Raw genomic sequence first — 12,922 nt, forward strand, 5'->3', positions numbered from 1 at the left:
TTTTGGCATGGTACAACCTAACAAACGCCATGGGTGAGCGATTGAAGAAAATCACATTGCAGGAAATCGCCGACCAATTGGCGATCTCAAAGTTCGCGGTTTCGAGAGCTCTTGCGGGCAAGGATGGCGTTAGCGAAGAAACCCGGACGCGCGTGACGGCCAAGGCGCTCGAACTGGGTTACCTTCGCGCTGTCGACGTGGCAGCAACCCGCCCTGCAATCCACATCATCTTCAACGACCATGACCCGGTGAACAGCGAACTCTGGATGCAGATGCAGAACGGCATCCAGAGGGAGGCGGCGGAGTCGGGCTATCAGGTGCAAATCCACTGGACGGCAGAAGCCACTAGTGTCGAGAACATTGCGCGCGTGAGCGCCGGCGTTGTCCTTGTCGGGCAACATGATACCGCGACCTTGCAGGTCTTGAAGGCGGCCGGAAAGCCCGTCGTGCGATTGGGCTGGGTGCTGCCGCTCGAAGAGGTCGACCAGGTGACCGGCGCCGACCATGAGGCAGGCAATGCCATCGGGCAATATCTGTTGGAGCGCGGCCACCGGCGGATCGGCTTCGTGCATGGCAGCCGGGTATTGCGCGGCCGCATGGAGCGCCTTTTTGGCCTCCGCGAGGCGCTGATCAATCAGGACGGGGCCAGCGTCATCGAAATCCAGTTCGGCGGGGACGGCTTTGCCGGGGCGTTTCTTGATCTCAAGATCGAGGGCGACATGCCGACGGCTCTATTCTGCGCGCACGATGCGCTGGGGGTCCATGTCGTTTCTGAACTGCACCGCATGGGTTTGCGGGTTCCTGAAGACATTTCGGTCGTCGGTTATGGCGATTTTGCTGCTGCGACGCAGATCTCTCCGCCCCTGACGACAGTTCGGCTGCCCGGCGGCGATATGGGCATCGCGGCCTTCCGCCTGCTTCTCGACCGGATGCACGGCACCCGGTACCGGCTTCCGCCGCAGCGGGTGATGCTGGTGCCTAAACTGGTCGAGCGGGCCTCGGTGAAAACCCTGACTGACTAATCTTCCTCTATTCGTCTCCACTCGCTTTCGCCGCGGCCGCAATCATCCGGGCCAGACGACGAATGTGCTCACACCCGGCTTTGCCCCCGAGAACGATGAGCCGCCAATAGAGCGGAGCTGCGAGAAAATCGGCAATTGCTGCGCGATCGACCGTTTGCGGCAACTCGCCACGCGCGATGGCGCGATCCATGAAGGCATTGGCCTGCTCGCGCCGTGCGACCTGAAAGGGACGAATGGCGTCGGCCAAGGCCGGTTCCCGGCCCATTTCGGCGTGAAGATCGACGAGAATGCGTTTTATCAAGCGATGGCGCAGCACCTTCCGGATAGCGCGGAGGAGTGCGTCGATGTCGGCTTCAAGAGAGCCCATGTCCGCTGTCCGGGTTAGATCGATGCCGACCTGGGAGAGAAGATCGCTCGCCATCTCGGCCTTTGACGACCACCGACGATAGAGCGCCGCTTTGCCCACCCCAGCGGCACCGGCAACCTTCTCTAGACTAAGTCGAGCGTATCCGACACGCGCCCATTCTTCAAAGAAGGCGCGGCTCAATGCGTCGGTGATTTGGGGACGCTTCACCGCAGCGCCACTCGCAAGCCGGCCAGAACTCTTTTCGTCGGAACGGTTGCGTTCCATCGTAGCGCTCCCTAGATGGTTGGAACGACAGTGTTCCGACGAAAGGTTAGTCTAATGACGGATCCATTTCAAAGCTTCTCCGCCATGCTGCGCTATGCGCTGGCAAATCGCGTCGATCGAAACGCACCGACTTATATCGACATGGTCGCCGATGATGTCGTGATGGAGTTTCCCTATGCGCTCCCGGACATGGTCAAGCGTGTGGACGGCAAGGAGGCTCTGCGGGCCTATCTGAGAAATGTCGGGGACATGATCACGATCGACGCGCTCGACAATGTCGCGGTCCTTCGGACCGAAGATCCGGACGTGACCATCGTCGAATTTGAAGGTGTGGGGACGGTAAAGGCGAGCGGCAAACCCTATGAGCAGCGATACATTTCGGTGATCCGCACAAGGCAAGGCAAGATCGTTCACTACAAGGATTACTGGAACCCCGTCGCTCTGATGACGACGGCAGAGGCCAATCCGGCTAAGGAGAACGGGGCGAGCAATGGGTGACCGCATCCTCATTACCGGAGCAACGGGAACGACCGGCAATGCTCTCACCCGCCACCTCAACGCCGCAGGGGCCGACTTCGTCAGAGCCACGCGCAAGCCGGATGGTCCGCACGATCGGCAATTCGATTGGCGGGACGGCCAAAGCTATGATCTGGCACTCGATGGCGTGAGCAAAATCTATCTCGTTGCGCCGACGGATACGAGCGAGCCGCTTGCGGTGATGCTGCCATTTCTGGAGCAAGCCATTGAGGGAGGGGTCGAAAAAATCGTGCTACTCTCAGCCTCGTCGCTGCCGCGCGGTGGGCCGATGATGGGGGCGGTGCATGCATGGCTTGCCGAGCAGGATGTGAACTGGTCGGTATTGCGTCCGACATGGTTCATGCAGAATTTCGTCACGCAGCACCTGGCGTCCATCCAGGCGAATAGCGTGATCTACTCGGCTACGGGCCAAGGCCGCGTCCCGTTTATCGACGCGAGCGACATCGCTGCAGTTGCCGCAAGGGTCCTGTTGGATTCAAGCCTCGTGCAGAATGCGGATATCGTGCTGACAGGTCCGCAATCGCTGACTTATGCTGATGTCGCTGCGGTTCTGTCCAAGATTTCTGGGCGGACGATACGGCACATCAACCTGACCCCGGAGCAACTCGCCGCGCGTCACAGAGCCAATGGCCTGCCAGATGATTACGCGACGACGCTTGCCCTTATGGACGCGGCAATTGCGGAAGGCAGCGAGGATCGTGTCTCGGCGGGCGTTGCAGATATCACGGGCCGTGCGCCGAACGATCTCGAAGCCGTTCTCAGCACCTATCGGGTAAACCTCATGCTCGCAGCCTGAGGGCGCAGGCAATTCCAGGCACGCGAACGGTGGGCTTTGTGGAACCGTGTCGAAATCACGGCGTTGCGCCTCTGAGACTGCAGGGAGAGCAAATGGGCGCGCAGGTTGCATCGCACATCGATGAGGGGGCAGATGGGTGGCGGTGGACGACGTGTGGCCTATGGGAAGGCGTTGCATTTTTCGCGGAAAACCGCGGCCTGGCGCAAACTTGCCCGATCACCTCTGTCTGTAAAACACCCTTAGCGCCCTTCGCGCTCCTTGTTTTATAGGAGCACTCGTGGCCGTGGCAGGACCCTTCTCGTTTGACATGAGCTATTGCGGCCAGCCGGCCATTCCTGCGGACCTCTGGAGCCGCTGGAATTTTGAACCGGGCCTACTGGCTGGTCTTATTGCCGTGGCTCTCGTCGGCGGTTTCTGTCTTCGGGACACTTCGAACGTCAGGCGGATGGCCTTTCTGTCCGCCTGGCTCATTGCTGCAATCCTCTTCGTCTCGCCGCTTTGCGCGCTGACCGTCAGCCTCTTTTCGGCCCGTGTTGGGCATCACGTGCTCCTGACGATGGTCGTGGCGCCACTGCTTGCGCTGGCACTGCCGAAACGTTTGGGCGAACGGCACAATCTCTTGCTGCCTGTTGCGCTGTCGACAGCGGCGCTTTGGCTTTGGCATAGCCCGGATCTCTACACGTCGGCCTTCACGCATCCCCTCATTTACTGGGCGATGCAATTCAGCCTTCTCGCCAGTTTTACCTGGCTGTGGTTGGGCCTCCTCCACTCCACCGCCCCCATGTCGTCGGCTCTGGGCGCGCTGACCAGTGCCATTCAGATGGGCATGCTCGGGGCGCTGCTGGTCTTTGCCCAGAACCCGCTTTACCTGCCGCATTTTACCACCAGCGCCGCCTTCGGCCTCTCGCCAGTGGACGACCAGCAGCTTGGCGGCTTGATCATGTGGGTGCCGGCCAATCTGCCGCTTCTCGCACTCGTCCTCTGGCGACTGGTTGATGCGCTGGGGATCAGGCAGGCGGCGCGATGATCGTCACGTGGCTCAAATTTATTCACGTCGCCAGCATCGCGCTCTGGAGTGCAGGGCTCATCGCCCTGCCCTTCCTCTATTTGCAGCGCAAGGGCCTCGAAGACGAGGCGCTCTATCGCCTCCACGCCTTCACCCGGTTTTTCTATGTGGCGATCGTCTCGCCCGCCGCCTTCGTCGCGGTCGGTTCGGGGACGGTGCTGATCTTTCTGATGGCCACCTATGAGGCCTGGTTTTCAGCCAAGCTCCTGGCCGTTTCGGTGATGACGGGCATCCATATCTTTTCCGGCCTGATGATCCTGCGGCTTTTCGAGCCCAACCGCGCCTATCCCATGGTCCGGTTTCTCATCGTCATGCCGCTGACGCTGCTGACCGTGAGCACCATTCTCATTCTTGTTCTGGGCAAACCCCGGCTCGAATGGTCCGGCTTCGTCGCGGACCTCTTCGTCCCGGGGCGGCTGGGCGAGATCGCCCGTCCCTTCATTGCTTGGATGATATGAGGAGGCCGACACCATGATCGAAAATCAGCTTGCCTCCATGCCAGCCGGCAAAGCCCGCGGCCATGCTCGACAGAACCGAGAGCATCAGGCCATTGGGCAAGACGGTTTCGGGCCAGAAGAGACGAAGGCCGGTATTGGCGCCGACGATGGCCAACATCACCATGGCCGCAATCGCATGGTTCCAGCTCGCGACGCGTACACGAATGCCGGGCACGGCAAGCAATTCGAGCGTGCCCACGACGGCCGCAAGCACGCCGAAAACGAATGCTGCGCCAGCCGACCATTTGCCGACTTCGAGCCAGAATTCGTCCCCGGTGAACCAATAAAAAATGTCGATGCCCAGCGTCGAGATCACGAAGGCGATGGGGAAGTGCACCAGCATGGCGTGAAGCGGATGTCCGGCGACGGCAATGGCCGAACTCACGTCCTTTTCGGCAATTTCACGAATGATGGGGTTGGGATGATCGGCGTCGATCTCCCGCCCCTCTTCCAGCGTGATTTCCCGCTCTTCGCTGTCTTGCGTCGTATCCGCCACTGGGTCGTTTCCCTCTCAAAAATCTCTGTTCTTGCAGCAACGCCGTTCCTCTTGGCCGGTTGCGGCGGGGAATTATCGACGCTTGACCCAGCCGGCCCCCGTGCCGCCAATCTCGCGACGCTCTGGTGGGTCATGCTCTGGGGCGCGATGGCGCTGTTTGCCATCGTCATGGCACTGTTCTTTCTCGCCTATTTCCGGACTGGCACTCTGTCGCGGCTGAAGCCGGGGCATTGGATCATTGGCGGCGGCCTCATTCTGCCCATTCCGGTCCTCGTTCTGCTCACGGGCACGGCGCTCGTCCTTGGCGAACAATTGCTGCCGCGCGGCGATGAGCCGCTCCGCATCGAGGTGACCGCCGAACGCTGGCATTGGCGATTTGGCTATCCCAATGGCACGACGTCCGATGAGCAGGTGGTGCACATTCCCGCCGGGCAGCCGGTGGATTTTGCGGTGACTTCAGCCGATGTCATCCATTCGTTCTGGATCCCGCGGCTCGGCGGCAAGATCGACGCCATTCCCGGCCACACCAACCTCATCCGGCTCGAGGCCGACGAACCCGGCACCTATTGGGGCCAATGCGCCGAATATTGCGGCGAAGGGCACGACATCATGTTTTTCCGCGTCGAGGCGCATTCGCCTGAAGACTTTGCCGCGCTGATGGAGGCCGGCCAGTGAGCGACACGCCTATCTCGCCAATCCGCCTCCACAAGGAACTTGAGCGCATCTGGATGACCCCGCCTGGCATTGGGCGATTGTCGAGCGTCAACCACACGGTGCTCGGCAAGCGCTTCATGGTCGTGGCGCTGACCTTCTTTGCCATCGGCGGCTTTCTTTCCATGCTGATCCGCGCGCAGCTCGCGACGCCGAACAGCGCCTTCATCGGACCCGAAATCTACAATCAGATCTTCACCATGCATGGCACGGTGATGATGTTCCTCTTCGCCATTCCGATGTTCGAGGGCTTCGTCATCTATATGCTGCCCAAGATGCTGGGCGCACGGGACATGGCCTTTCCGCGCCTCACCGCCTATGGCTTCTGGTGCTACCTCTTCGGCGGCACGATCCTCATCGTCGCAATGCTTTTGGGCGCCGCGCCCGATAGCGGCTGGTTCATGTATACCCCGCTCTCGTCCAAGCCATACACGCCGGGGATCAATGCCGATGTCTGGCTGCTCGGCATCACCTTCGTTGAAATCTCTGCCGTCACCGCCGCCATCGAGATCTTCGTCTCGATCCTCAAAATGCGCGCGCCAGGGATGTCGCTGGCCCGTATGCCGCTGATGGCTTGGTATATGCTCGTCACCTCGGGCATGATGATAGTCGGCTTTCCGCCGCTCATCCTGGGCTCGATCCTTCTCGAACTCGAACGCGCTTTCGACCTCCCCTTCTTCGATCCCACCCGCGGCGGCGATCCGCTCCTCTGGCAGCACCTCTTCTGGCTCTTCGGCCATCCGGAGGTCTACATCATCTTCCTGCCCGCGGCAGGCGCGCTCTCGACCATCATTCCCGTCTTTGCGCAGCGCCAAATCCTCGGCTATCGCGCCATCATCGCCGCTATCGTTGCCATGGGTTTTTTGTCCTTCGGCCTCTGGGTCCACCACATGTTCACGGTGGGCATTCCGCATCTGGCGCTTGCCTTCTTCTCGGCCGCCAGCGCCCTCGTCGCCATACCCACCGCCGTGCAGATTTTTGCCTGGCTCGGAACCCTCGCTTCGGGAAAACCGAAATGGGATGTGCCGATGCTCTATGTCTTCGGCTTTTTCTTCGTCTTCGTCATCGGCGGATTGACCGGCGTCATGCTCGCCATGGTGCCGTTCAACACCCAGGTGCACGACACCCATTTCGTCGTCGCCCATCTCCACTATGTGCTGGTGGGCGGCTTCGTTTTCCCGATGCTCGCCGGCATCTACCATTGGCTGCCGCACATTTCGGGGCGCCAGAGCCTTTACAAGCTCTCCATACCCGCGTTTTGGCTGATCTTCATCGGCTTCAACCTGACCTTCTTTCTCATGCATCTGACCGGGCTCATGGGCATGCCGCGCCGCATCTCGACCTATCCATCCAATTGGGGATGGGATTGGCTTAATCTCCTGTCATCTTTCGGCAGTTTTATCCTGACCATGGGCTTCTGCCTGGTTCTGGCCGATCTTGTGCTGCAGTTCCGCTTCGGCCGCTATTTCCGCCGCGACCCTTGGCAGGCGCAAACGCTCGAATGGGCGACGCCTACCCCACCACCGAGCTATAATTTCGCCGCGATCCCGAGGATCGATGAACGGGCCGACGGGCTGGAACCGGCCAAGATCGGACCTCTATTGGCAGGTGGCCACGGCTATCTCGGCTTTACGCGCAATGGCGATCAGGAAACCATGGGCGTCGATATGCTCACGGGCGCGCCTGAGCATGTCATCATCCTGCCGCGCCGCACCTATTTGCCGCTTTGGACGGCATTAGCGACGGCAAGCTTTTTTCTCGCCATGCTCTTCGGGCTCTATTGGCTCGCGCCATTTGGCGCGCTTCTGACGCTGATCCTGTTCCTCACCTGGCCCGCCAGCATCGGTCAGACGGCGGACAAAGGACTGATCGATATCGGCATGGGCGAAGCCGCCCCGCTCAATGTCGAATGTCCAAACAATGTCGCTGTTCTCGCCAATCGCTGCGCCTTGGTGATGAATGCAACGCTCTTTTCGTCGCTGCTTTTCGGCGGGCTGTTTCTCCTGGTCGTCGCGCCGAACTGGGAAGGTCTCGTGTCGATCGACTGGCCTGTTTGGCTGAGCGGGCTTGCATGGATTCTATCAGCATCCGCCGCTGGAACCTCTTGGCTGGCCCGGCGACGCAATCTGTCGGGCCAGAACGCCGGGGCTTTTTTGCTGGCGGCTGCTCTGGGACAATTGGCAGCGTTCGTCATGCTGATCGTGCTTCTGACCGAGGTGCCCAACCCTACGGACCACGCGCGGCAGGCAGTGATGTTTGCCCTACTCTCTTTTTCCGCCATACACTGCGGTCTCGCCGCGCTCATGGCTGGACACGGCTTCTGGCGCCTGACCCAGGGCTATGTTTCAGCACGCCGCCAGACGGAATTGGTGCTCGCCTGGCTCTGGAATGGTTATGCCGCGGCAACGATGATCCCGGCGCTTGGCCTTGCGACGCTCCTGGCGTGGGCGGGGGGCGCCTGATGGTCCGGCAAGATCTCCGCGCCCTGCTGCTCTTGATTGCCGGCTTTACCGTGTGGTCGCTGGCCTTTGTGGTGCTCTATGGCCTCCAGGCGCTCGGCTGCGCCTATGGCTGGCCCAACCACCGCTGGCTGCTGATCGGCGCCTATGTGGCCAGTCTCATTCCGCTCGCCTGGCTCGCCATGGGCAAACCAGTCCGCGAGGGCGAGCCGACGACGACTCTGTCAATCGCGGCACTATGGGCAAACCGCGCGGCCTTGGGCGCCGGAATCCTGGTCTTCCTGCCTGTGACCTTCGTCAGCGCCTGCATCTGACTGCGCGATCAGGGCGCCTCGGTAAAATCGTGAACAGCGTCGACACCTGGGACCACTTCAATGGAAAAAGCCTGACCGTTCACCCGAACTGTCACCGTTTTTTGCGCAGCGCTGCGCAGACGTAACGAAGCAACGTGGTACTGTGCCCAGACCAAGTCCAGCTCAATGCCGCCGCGGGCCCGAATGCCGCGCACTGACCCACTCGGCCATTGTTCCGGCAAAGCCGGGAGCAGCCGGATCTCGGCTTCGCTCGACTGCACCAGCATTTCAAGGATCCCGGCAGCACCGCCAAAATTGCCATCGATCTGGAACGGCGGATGGGCGTCGAACAGGTTGTTGTAGCTGCGCGCGGGGCTGAGCAGGAGCTTCAGCACATCATGGGCGTGGCTGCCCTCGCCAAGGCGGGCCCAGAGATTGATGCGCCAACCAATACCCCAGCCGGTCGCCTCGACACCGCGGATTTCAAGCGACCGGCGCGCGGCAGCAGCGAGTTCGGGCGTGCTCTCGGTGCTGATCTGGTCGCTGGGATAAAGCCCATAGAGATGCGAGACATGGCGATGGTGGATTTCTGGAACGTCCATGTCCCAATCCTCCATCCATTCCTGCAATTGGCCCGCATTGCCGACGCGATGTTCGGGAAGGCGGCTCCGCGCGTCCTCGGCCTGCTGGACTAGGTCGGCATCCTCCTCCAATTGGTCGGCAGCCTCGGCAAAGGCCGAAAAGAGATCGCGAAGGATCTGGTTGTCCATGGTCGGACCCGCGCAGAGCGCGACGCCGTGGGGATGGCGGTTTTCCGGCGAGATGGATGGCGCGGTGACGAGATAATTTGTCCCCGGCATGGCGACGAGCGTATCGAGCGCAAACAGCACGGCACCTCTAAGGGGACCATAGAGCCGTCGCACGAGAGCATCTGGGCTTCCGGCAAAACGGGCGTGATCCCAGAGTTGAGCCATGAGCCAGGCGCCGCCTGTCGGCCACATGCCCCAATAGGCGCCATCGACGGGGCCGGTAGCGCGCCAGAGATCGGTATTGTGATGGAGCACCCAGCCTCGTGCGCCATAGTGAGCCCGTGCCATTTCGGCGCCGGTGATCGACAGATCCTCGGCGAGCGCCACGAGAGGCTCGACCATGTCCGGCAAGTTGGCGGGATCGGGCAGCCAATAGTTCATCTGGAGATTGATATTGGCGGTATATTTGCTGCCCCAAGGCGGCCGCGTGTCCTTGTTCCAGATCCCCTGCAGTGTGGTCGGTTGCGTGCCGGGGCGGCTCGATGAAAGCATCAGGTAACGCGCATATTGGACATAGAGCGCGGCAAGGCCGGGATCGTCGCCCGAGGCGAAATTGGCAATACGCTGGTCTGTCGGAAGATCATCCCGGCCCGCGCCAAGGTCGATATCCAACCGATCGAACTGTGCCCGATGGGCCGCGATGTGGCGGGTGCGGAGAGTTTCGACGTCCGCCCCAAGGTAGGCATCGCGTCGCGCGAGAAGCTTGGCGTTGGGATCCCCTGAAACATCATCGAACCGAACGAAGCTGGTCGCGATATCGAGGAGGATGAGTGCTTCCGTAGCATCGCGCACGATGAGGCGGCGGCCGCGGCGCTCGACCGTGCCGCCTGTGACGCGGAGATGCGCATCGATGCCGAAGCTGAGTTGCCCATCGACCCCATGCTTGCCAAAATTGCGGCCGCGATAGACGAGGCTCCCCTCGTCGCCCGCAAGAATATCGCCGGGTTGCGGACTGTCGAGCCATGCCTCGAAATCGAGCAGCTTTGGTACGGAGGATGCGAGATGAAGCACCAGCACGTCATCAGCCGCAGAGACGAAGGCGGTGCGCGTATAATGCGGGGCTTCGGGATCAAGACCGGACCCCAGCAGCGCATAGGTGGTCGTCGAGATGGCGGTTGCGAGATCGAGCTTGCGCGCATAGCTGCCGGGCACAGCTTCATGCCGGAAATCGACAAAGAGATTGCCTGCCGGCTGGTAGCTCATCTGCGAGTGTGGTTTGGCGAGAAGATGGGACTGGGCGACATCATGGGCCGCCTGATAGCGCCCGGCGAAAAGATGTTCGCGCACCTTTTCAAGGTTGGGCAAGGCCTCGGGATTGGTCGGTTGATAGGGCCCGCCAGACCAGAGCGTTGACTCGTTAAGCTGAAGTTCTTCACGCCCGACGCCGCCATGCACCATGGCGCCGAGCCGGCCATTGCCCAAGGGGAGAGCGTCCGTCCACTCGGTGGCCGGTTGGCGATACCAGAGAATGTCAGTCATCAGATGTTCCGCAGCCGAGCGCCAGAGGAAGAGAAAAGCATGGCCCGATCGGGCCTGATGCCGAAGGAAAGAACGTCGCCGGCCTTGATCCCGGGCCGCTCGCGCGCCTCGATGACAACGCTTTCGCCGGACAGGAGCGTGCCATAGACAAAGCGCGTGCCGCCGAGATTTTCGACGACATCGACAGTGACAGAAACGTCTGCAGCGCCCTGCCCCGGTTCGACGAAATGCTCGGGCCTGACGCCCACCAGCACCTTGTCCTCCGTGCCGCGTGCGGGCAGTGAACCGCCATTTTCGAGCCGCACCGTGCCGCCGCCAAGCGTGCCGCGCAGGAAATTCATGCGGGGCGAGCCAATGAAACCAGCGACAAACAGATTATCCGGGTTGTCGTAAAGTTCTTCAGGCGTGCCGGCCTGCTCGATCTTGCCGGCGCGCATGACGACGATTTTGTCGGCCAGCGTCATGGCTTCGGTCTGGTCGTGGGTGACATAGATCATGGTCGAGCCAAGCTGGTTGTGGAGCTTGGCGATTTCGACGCGCATCGACACGCGCAATTCCGCATCAAGGTTCGAGAGGGGCTCGTCGAAGAGAAACACTTCGGGATCGCGGACGATGGCGCGCCCGATGGCGACGCGCTGACGTTGGCCGCCGGAGAGTTGACCCGGCTTGCGCTTGAGGAGCGGTTCGATCTGAAGCGTCCGAGCCGCAACGGCGACGCGGGCGGCGATGTCTTCCTTGCTGAGCCCCGCCATCCGCAGGGAGAAGCCGATATTCTGTTCGACCGTCATATGCGGATAAAGCGCGTAATTCTGAAACACCATGGCAACGCCACGCTCGATCGGGTCGGCCTGGTTCATGGTTTTTCCGTCGATCGAAAGCGTGCCCTTAGTGATGGGTTCGAGCCCGGCGATCATGCGCAGAAGCGTCGATTTTCCGCATCCCGATGGCCCCACGAAAACCGTGAAGCTCCCGTCGTCGATGAAGAGGTTAAGGCCTTCGATGACCTCGAGCGCTCCATAGGATTTGCTGACATCGGTCAGCGCAACATTGGCCATTCTCGCCTCCTCCAGGCGTGGCTCCTTACCGGCGCAAGCGTCGGGTGGAGCCTCTCAGAGTGATTTCAGCATCGATGCGTATGGTGCGATTGCCGAGCGATCCATCGCCCAGCCGTTCGGCAAGGATCGAAACAATGGCCTCGGCCATCTTGTCGACCGGCTGACCGACTGCCGTAATCCCCGGCACGTGCACGGAAAAGGCCGGCACATCGTCGAAGCTGACAAATGTTATGTCTTGCGGGATCGAGACATTGTGCTCGCGCAACCAGCGCAGCGCGCCAATGCTCATATTGTAATTGGCCCCGAAGACGGCCGTCGGCGGATTGGGCAGCGCCATCAGATCGCCCATCGCGCTATAGCCGCGTTGCTCGTTCCAGCGCGCATCGACGACGAGTTCGGGATGCTCTTCGACACCGTGGGCGAGGAGCGCGTCGCGATAGCCCTGGAGACGATCGCGGGCGACGGAATCGACCAGATGCCCGTGAATGATCGCCACCCGCTCATGGCCGAGATCGAGCACATGATCGATGAGCCGCTTGCTGGCGCGCCGGTTTTCGACAAAGACCCGGTCGGCGGCTAGGCCTGGCAGGTCATTGTCATAGAGCACGGTCAGCATGCCCTGGCTGATATAGGGCTCAAGCCGCTGGCGAAGCTCTTCATTGCCATCCATCACCACCGCATCGACGCGATGGCCGGCGAAAAACTCGATCCCGTCCATGAACGAACTGGGGTCGGTATCGTGGCAATAGCAGAGCACTGCGCGCCCGGTCTGGCGCATGTGCCGGCTGAGACGATCGAGCAGTGCGGCGTGGAATTCGCCGACGGCGGGGACCATGAGCCCCACCATATGGCTCGTGTTGGTCTTCATAGCCGCAGCGGCGCTGTTCCGGCGATAGCCCAGTTCGTCGATGACCTGGGCGATACGCTCGCGATTGCCGCCGCGGATGGGCTGATCGTTGAGGTAGCGCGACACGGTGCCGACGGCGACACCGGCTGCCCGCGCAACATCGATAATTGTCGCCGGGCGTGCTCTATTGATCGCTTGGTCGGTCATCCGTCTTCGTATCCCTG

Annotated in this window: 13 protein-coding genes; 8 read left to right on the forward strand and 5 right to left on the reverse strand. The window is 61.3% G+C overall.

Going from position 1 to position 12,922, the window contains the following annotated elements:
* Nucleotides 1-41 precede the first annotated feature (41 nt).
* Nucleotides 42-1,022 (forward strand): LacI family DNA-binding transcriptional regulator, encoded by a 981-nt coding sequence (locus tag ASE94_RS17255; protein WP_244484156.1) that lies wholly within the window; start codon nucleotides 42-44, stop codon nucleotides 1,020-1,022.
* A gap of 7 nt (nucleotides 1,023-1,029) precedes the next feature.
* Here the strand turns inward: ASE94_RS17255 and ASE94_RS17260 are convergent, their stop codons facing one another.
* Complete coding sequence (locus tag ASE94_RS17260; RefSeq protein ID WP_062631427.1) at nucleotides 1,030-1,653, reverse strand: TetR-like C-terminal domain-containing protein; 624 nt, start codon at nucleotides 1,651-1,653, stop codon at nucleotides 1,030-1,032.
* Nucleotides 1,654-1,707: 54 nt separating this feature from the next.
* Between ASE94_RS17260 and ASE94_RS17265 the strand changes: the two genes are divergently transcribed.
* From ASE94_RS17265 to ASE94_RS17280, 4 genes are all read left to right on the forward strand, one after another.
* The gene (locus ASE94_RS17265) at nucleotides 1,708-2,151 is read left to right on the forward strand and encodes a nuclear transport factor 2 family protein (protein ID WP_162236113.1); all 444 of its coding nucleotides are present in this window, start codon (nucleotides 1,708-1,710) and stop codon (nucleotides 2,149-2,151) included.
* Nucleotides 2,144-2,986, forward strand: a complete 843-nt coding sequence (locus tag ASE94_RS17270; RefSeq protein ID WP_062631428.1) for an NmrA family NAD(P)-binding protein — start codon at nucleotides 2,144-2,146, stop codon at nucleotides 2,984-2,986. Before ASE94_RS17265 ends, ASE94_RS17270 begins: the two co-directional genes overlap by 8 nt.
* 277 nt (nucleotides 2,987-3,263) lie before the next feature.
* On the forward strand, nucleotides 3,264-4,013 hold the full coding sequence (locus ASE94_RS17275; RefSeq protein WP_244484157.1) for a cytochrome c oxidase assembly protein: 750 nt from the start codon (nucleotides 3,264-3,266) through the stop codon (nucleotides 4,011-4,013).
* Nucleotides 4,010-4,510 carry a CopD family protein gene (locus tag ASE94_RS17280; protein ID WP_244484158.1) on the forward strand — a complete coding sequence of 167 codons (501 nt, stop codon included), beginning with the start codon at nucleotides 4,010-4,012 and terminating at the stop codon, nucleotides 4,508-4,510. Before ASE94_RS17275 ends, ASE94_RS17280 begins: the two co-directional genes overlap by 4 nt.
* Here ASE94_RS17280 and ASE94_RS17285 read toward each other — a convergent pair.
* Entirely contained in the window at nucleotides 4,491-5,045 is a 555-nt protein-coding gene (locus tag ASE94_RS17285) for a DUF2231 domain-containing protein (protein ID WP_348270980.1), read from the reverse strand. The two genes, ASE94_RS17280 and ASE94_RS17285, sit on opposite strands and share 20 nt — an antisense overlap.
* Here ASE94_RS17285 and coxB point away from each other — a divergent pair.
* The 3 genes from coxB to ASE94_RS17300 are packed head-to-tail and all read left to right on the forward strand — an operon-like array spanning nucleotide 5,028 to nucleotide 8,529.
* The gene (gene coxB / locus ASE94_RS17290; RefSeq protein ID WP_062631468.1) at nucleotides 5,028-5,720 is read left to right on the forward strand and encodes a cytochrome c oxidase subunit II; all 693 of its coding nucleotides are present in this window, start codon (nucleotides 5,028-5,030) and stop codon (nucleotides 5,718-5,720) included. The genes ASE94_RS17285 and coxB overlap by 18 nt on opposite strands.
* Before the next feature lie 53 nt (nucleotides 5,721-5,773).
* Nucleotides 5,774-8,218: a cytochrome c oxidase subunit I gene (gene ctaD / locus ASE94_RS17295; RefSeq protein WP_082461290.1), complete on the forward strand. Its 2,445-nt coding sequence runs from the start codon at nucleotides 5,774-5,776 to the stop codon at nucleotides 8,216-8,218.
* Nucleotides 8,218-8,529, forward strand: coding sequence for a hypothetical protein (locus ASE94_RS17300; RefSeq protein WP_062631430.1), 312 nt, complete (start codon nucleotides 8,218-8,220; stop codon nucleotides 8,527-8,529). Before ctaD ends, ASE94_RS17300 begins: the two co-directional genes overlap by 1 nt.
* Before the next feature lie 8 nt (nucleotides 8,530-8,537).
* Here the strand turns inward: ASE94_RS17300 and ASE94_RS17305 are convergent, their stop codons facing one another.
* From ASE94_RS17305 to ASE94_RS17315, 3 genes are read right to left on the reverse strand one after another with little or no spacing between them, the layout of a single operon-like run.
* Complete coding sequence (locus ASE94_RS17305) at nucleotides 8,538-10,796, reverse strand: glycoside hydrolase family 95 protein (protein ID WP_062631431.1); 2,259 nt, start codon at nucleotides 10,794-10,796, stop codon at nucleotides 8,538-8,540.
* Entirely contained in the window at nucleotides 10,796-11,851 is a 1,056-nt protein-coding gene (gene ugpC / locus ASE94_RS17310; RefSeq protein ID WP_062631432.1) for a sn-glycerol-3-phosphate ABC transporter ATP-binding protein UgpC, read from the reverse strand. Before ugpC ends, ASE94_RS17305 begins: the two co-directional genes overlap by 1 nt.
* A 25-nt stretch (nucleotides 11,852-11,876) precedes the next feature.
* Nucleotides 11,877-12,905 carry a LacI family DNA-binding transcriptional regulator gene (locus ASE94_RS17315; RefSeq protein ID WP_062631433.1) on the reverse strand — a complete coding sequence of 343 codons (1,029 nt, stop codon included), beginning with the start codon at nucleotides 12,903-12,905 and terminating at the stop codon, nucleotides 11,877-11,879.
* Nucleotides 12,906-12,922 lie beyond the last annotated feature (17 nt).

Origin of the sequence: Devosia sp. Leaf64 (assembly GCF_001421945.1) — a bacterium.
Taxonomy (GTDB): domain Bacteria; phylum Pseudomonadota; class Alphaproteobacteria; order Rhizobiales; family Devosiaceae; genus Devosia.

Bases quoted from the DNA above. Each gene is read 5' to 3' on its own strand.
- ctaD (WP_082461290.1), top strand. From the start codon at position 5,774: ATGACCCCGCCTGGCATTGGGCGATTGTCGAGCGTCAACCACACGGTG.
- ASE94_RS17300 (WP_062631430.1), top strand. From the start codon at position 8,218: ATGGTCCGGCAAGATCTCCGCGCCCTGCTGCTCTTGATTGCCGGCTTT.
- ASE94_RS17315 (WP_062631433.1), bottom strand. From the start codon at position 12,905: ATGACCGACCAAGCGATCAATAGAGCACGCCCGGCGACAATTATCGAT.
- ASE94_RS17305 (WP_062631431.1), bottom strand. From the start codon at position 10,796: ATGACTGACATTCTCTGGTATCGCCAACCGGCCACCGAGTGGACGGAC.
- ASE94_RS17260 (WP_062631427.1), bottom strand. From the start codon at position 1,653: ATGGAACGCAACCGTTCCGACGAAAAGAGTTCTGGCCGGCTTGCGAGT.
- ugpC (WP_062631432.1), bottom strand. From the start codon at position 11,851: ATGGCCAATGTTGCGCTGACCGATGTCAGCAAATCCTATGGAGCGCTC.
- ASE94_RS17265 (WP_162236113.1), top strand. From the start codon at position 1,708: ATGACGGATCCATTTCAAAGCTTCTCCGCCATGCTGCGCTATGCGCTG.
- ASE94_RS17280 (WP_244484158.1), top strand. From the start codon at position 4,010: ATGATCGTCACGTGGCTCAAATTTATTCACGTCGCCAGCATCGCGCTC.
- ASE94_RS17270 (WP_062631428.1), top strand. From the start codon at position 2,144: ATGGGTGACCGCATCCTCATTACCGGAGCAACGGGAACGACCGGCAAT.